The sequence below is a fragment of the Catenulispora pinistramenti genome (assembly GCF_018274385.1).
Lineage (GTDB): Bacteria > Actinomycetota > Actinomycetes > Streptomycetales > Catenulisporaceae > Catenulispora > Catenulispora pinistramenti.
The window spans coordinates 1-4,071 of sequence record NZ_JAAFYZ010000401.1; the positions used below are offsets into that span (position 1 = coordinate 1).

Below are 4,071 nucleotides of genomic sequence, written 5' to 3' on the forward strand. Positions count from 1 at the left end.
CCGCGGGTCAGGGACTCGGCGACGTTCTCCGCCGCCTGCCGCCAGATGACTGGTGAAGCGGCGGTTTTTCAAACCTGCGCTATTCGTGGCCAGTGAGAACCCGGTTGCGCATCCGGGATGCCGGCGCTGGTTGACGAGGTGGCAGCGGGCGGTCAGTCGTAAGGGTCGACTTCGGGGTGTGTGAACCGCACGGGCTTGCCCAGCGACCGGGCGTAGGCGATCTCGGCTCGGGTGCTGTCTCCGATGTAGTCGCCGACGACGAGCACCTCATCAGCGAGCCGGATCTTCGCCCGGTGTAGATCGCCGAGTCGCACCTTCAGCGCCTCGGCCTCGACAGGATCGGACCAGAGTTCGTGCGGCGACTTCATGTCGAAACCCGGTTTGACCACAATCTTTCCGGCTTTGGTCTCCCGCAGATCGGCCTCGTTCATCTCGGTCATGAAGCGGGTGGAGCCGCAGATCACGACGATACGCGGGAGGTTCAACAGCTTCTTCGCGTCGGCGAGCTTCTCATCGGGGGTGAGCAGACTCATTCAATCCGTCCTAGCCTTCGGTGTCCTGGCAGGCCAAAAGGTAGTCCGTCCAACTGTTCTGCGCGTAGCGAGCCCATCTGTGAGCTGAGGCTGCGGAGACGCCGAACAGGTCGCTGACGACGATCGGGGGGAGGTCGGCGACTGCCTCGATCATCGCGGTGTTGCGGGCGCTGAGAACGGGAAGTCCGTACCGCCTCATGAGGTGGAGAACCGCCCCTTCGCTTCGAGGCCGACCGGGCGGGCGGCCGGGCAGCAGATAGCTTTCGCTGGTGGAGGGCGGCTGTCGAACCATGGAGGTGTAGCGGGGATCAGCAATCTGGTCAACTATGAGTTGGGCCAGTTTGGGCGGCAGCAGGACGGCGTTGCGGTCAAAGCTGAAGTAGGCCCGGTCCTCCTCCTCATTGCGTTGGAAACGATCAGTGGTGAGCCGGACGATGCGATTGACCGGCAGGGCGTAGAGCCTGATCAGTGCACCGATGATGCGGACTTCGCGGGGTAGGGAGTCATCGTTGAGGCATCGTTTGAGTTGTTCGTGATGCTCTTGGTCGCCGAGGAAGTTTGAGGGTAGGCCGACTCGTCGCGGGGGCACTACGAGCTTGCCGGACAGGCGTCGGGCGACAGTCCAGCGGATGAAGGAGCCGAGGCCGTGTAGTCGCGTGGGGTTGATGGTGAGCCAGAGGTCGACGTCTTCCTGGCCGATGGAGGCCAGGTCGAGCTGGTTCTCGTCAAGCCAGGTCAGGAACTCGATGGCGACTCGTATGTCCGTGCGGTCGTTGGTGGCGGCGCCGATCGAGTAGTGGTGCCGGGCTGCCCGGCGGCGGGCGTCGCGCAGGATGCTCCACTCCGCGAACGGACGGATGATGCGGGCCTGGTGCGCCGGCAGGTTCGCCAGTGTGGTGCTGAGCCAGTTCTCCAGGCGGGCTAGGTTCTCCTGCCGCTGGGGAAGGACGCCGGTCGCGACCAGTAGATGCCGGACGTAGTCGATCGTCTTGTCTCGGGGAAGGACGTCGAGTGCTTCGTGGGTGATCGCCGTCTGCCTGGCGGCGAGGCCGGCCAGAATCTGTGGGCCGGAACTGGATCGGAGCCAGGTCAACACCGATACCGAGTTCTCAGCGGTGGTGAGCCCGTCCGCGAGCGGTCGCAGCTGCGGGGCGATGGTGCCGTCTTCTCGGCTGAGAAGATCCCGGACGCGGTCGCCGGCGACACAGCGGGCGCATTCACCGTCCGCGTAGAGGTTGCCGGGGAAACCGCAGCGGCGGCAGGCGAAGTCGAGGTCCGTGCCGCAGCACGGGCCGCAGAGGTCGCCTTCGTCTCCGCGGCCGACGAGGACTTTGAGCGTCGCGCATCGGGAGCACGTCGCGGGGTAACGCTTGCGTCGGTGGTAACAGGCGTCGCAGACGGGTCCGAGGGGCCAGGTGACTTGAACGCGCTTCTTCTCGCCGCAGACGGCGCATGGCCGGGTGGGACGGGGTTGGCAGGACCTGCAGTGAAAGGCACCGCCTTGTTCGCTGACGTGGATGCCGTGTCGCTGTCGACCGCAGACGGTGCAGTTGCCCAGGAGGCCCCGGTAGCAGCCGACACAGGTGTCCGGCCGCCCGTTGGCAGCCCGGTCCGCGATGGGCCTGACCTGGCCGCAGACTCCGCAGAGCCGGGGCGGGGGCGTGTAGCAGGTCCGGCAAAGCGGGCCGGCGGTGCTCCGCGCGTGGACGAATCGCAGCCTCCCGCAGCCGACGCACTCCTTCCAGGACAGCGCGGGGTCCTGGCGGTAGCAACGTTCGCAGATCGGCCCGTCCGGGGTTCGTCGCGCAAGGCGGCGGACTTCCTTGCAACGGGCGCATTCGCGCCGGGTCTTCTGGCGTTCCTGCTCGCTGGTCACGGCTGACCCGGGCGGCGGATGACGGAGCGGCGTGGTGTTATCGGCGTCGGGGCGGTGTCGCCGCCGGCGGTCTTGCGCAGCTGGGTGTTGACGACCTCGGGCTCGATCAGGTCGTTGGGGGTGCAGCGGAGGATGTCGCAGAGCGCGACGAGGGTGTCCATGGTCATCCGCTGCGGCGGTTGGGTCACCAGCCGGTAGACCTGCTCACGCGACAGGGTGACTCCGCGCTCGGCCAGCAGCGGCACCAGGTCCGAGGTCTGGAACATCTCCCGTTCGGCCATCAGCTTCCTCAGGTGCCATTGGTAGCCCATCTTCTTGATCATGTGGTCACGTCCCAGTCGTCGCCCAGTCGGGTCTTCATGGAAGCCTCCAGCAGCTTGTTGCGGTACTCGTTCGAGACCCCCATGTAGATCGCCGTGGTGGCGGCGTGGGAGTGGCCGACCTGCTCCTGAACAAACCGGGCAGGATATCCGAACTCTGTCAAGTGGGTGATGTAGCTGTGGCGCAGGCAGTGCAGGTCGAGGTCCTCGTCGAGTCCGGCCGCCTCACGCGCGGCGACGAACGCCTCGTTGATCGACCGGGGTGACAGCCGCCCGGCCCGCTCGGTCACCCACAGGGCGGGGTGGCGCCCGGGCGAGAACTGCGGGCGTATCTCGCTCACCCACTGGTCCAGCACGTCGACGCACCAGTCCATCTCCGGGACGGTCAGCACCGTCCGCCGCTTGGGAGGCGATCCCTTCGATGCCTTGCCGAAGCGGACCATCGCGCTGCCGAAGCCGCCGAACTGGGGCGCCTTGCGGTTGCGGCGCAGGTCGACCAGGTCGAGCCGGGAGGACTCGGTGCGACGCGTCCCGAAGGCATAGATCGTCTTGAGTACGGCCGCGTCGCGCAGGGCGCACAGGGCGCCCTTGCGGCCCTGGCCGCGGATCGTGCCCGGCCGGGCATCGGCGGCGTCGAACAGGGCCTGGATCTCGTCGTAGTCCAGCGGCCGACGACGCGGGTCGCCTTCGTACTCGACGACGTGCAGGACCGAGTTGCCCTCGTGGAAGACCTGTTGCGGCACCTCGCCGAAGCGCTCCGCGCAGACGTGCGTCCAGCCGTAGCGGCCGTCGAGGAGATACTCCAGGAACAGGCCGATCGTCACCTCGTAGGAGCGGGCGGTCGACATCTGGATCGGTTTGTCGCCGCTTCGCAGGTGGGAGATGAAGGCTTCGCCGTCCGCAGGCGTCCACTGCCACGGGTAGAGGCCGGTGAACTCCTCAAGCCGCTTGATCAGCCGCACCCGCGGGTCGATAGTCGTGGACCGCAGGAAGCGGGCGGACTGCTGTCTCGCCCACCCCTCCGTCATCGCCTCGAACACCGCCGGCGCGGGGTCGAGATAGACGACGTTGCGGGCCAGGACAAGGTGCGCCGAACCAGGGGCTTGCGTACTCACTGGCATGTTGTACCAGATGCATCAATGTTGCTTCCACGTGCTAGGGTACAGGCCAGCAGGTAGGTCGATGCCGCCAAGCCACGCTGGAAGCACGCCTGTGGCCAGCCGCAACGCCCTTCCGGTCACCGTGCGCAGTGTTGCATCTAATGCAATACATCCCGTTTCGAGCAGCGCAGGAACAGCGCGTCGCCGTCCTTCCACTCGTTGGTCTGGCGGTCCAGGGTGCG

4 protein-coding genes are annotated in these 4,071 nt (G+C 66.7%); all 4 read right to left on the bottom strand.

Annotated features, from left to right (window positions below; translation table 11 throughout):
- Positions 1–152: 152 nt before the first annotated feature.
- The 4 genes from KGQ19_RS47665 to KGQ19_RS47680 are packed head-to-tail and all read right to left on the bottom strand — an operon-like array spanning position 153 to position 3,850.
- On the bottom strand, positions 153–533 hold the full coding sequence (locus tag KGQ19_RS47665; protein WP_212022133.1) for a TIR domain-containing protein: 381 nt from the start codon (positions 531–533) through the stop codon (positions 153–155).
- 10 nt (positions 534–543) lie between these two features.
- Positions 544–2,409, bottom strand: a complete 1,866-nt coding sequence (locus KGQ19_RS47670) for a hypothetical protein (protein ID WP_212022135.1) — start codon at positions 2,407–2,409, stop codon at positions 544–546.
- Positions 2,406–2,732 (bottom strand): helix-turn-helix domain-containing protein, encoded by a 327-nt coding sequence (locus KGQ19_RS47675; protein ID WP_212022137.1) that lies wholly within the window; start codon positions 2,730–2,732, stop codon positions 2,406–2,408. The genes KGQ19_RS47670 and KGQ19_RS47675 overlap by 4 nt, the downstream gene beginning before the upstream one ends.
- Positions 2,729–3,850 carry a tyrosine-type recombinase/integrase gene (locus KGQ19_RS47680; RefSeq protein ID WP_368862265.1) on the bottom strand — a complete coding sequence of 374 codons (1,122 nt, stop codon included), beginning with the start codon at positions 3,848–3,850 and terminating at the stop codon, positions 2,729–2,731. The genes KGQ19_RS47675 and KGQ19_RS47680 overlap by 4 nt, the downstream gene beginning before the upstream one ends.
- Positions 3,851–4,071 lie beyond the last annotated feature (221 nt).

Excerpts from the sequence above, each read along its gene's own strand:
- KGQ19_RS47665 (WP_212022133.1), bottom strand. The coding sequence starts at position 533 with ATGAGTCTGCTCACCCCCGATGAGAAGCTCGCCGACGCGAAGAAGCTG.
- KGQ19_RS47675 (WP_212022137.1), bottom strand. The coding sequence starts at position 2,732 with ATGATCAAGAAGATGGGCTACCAATGGCACCTGAGGAAGCTGATGGCC.
- KGQ19_RS47680 (WP_368862265.1), bottom strand. The coding sequence starts at position 3,850 with ATGCCAGTGAGTACGCAAGCCCCTGGTTCGGCGCACCTTGTCCTGGCC.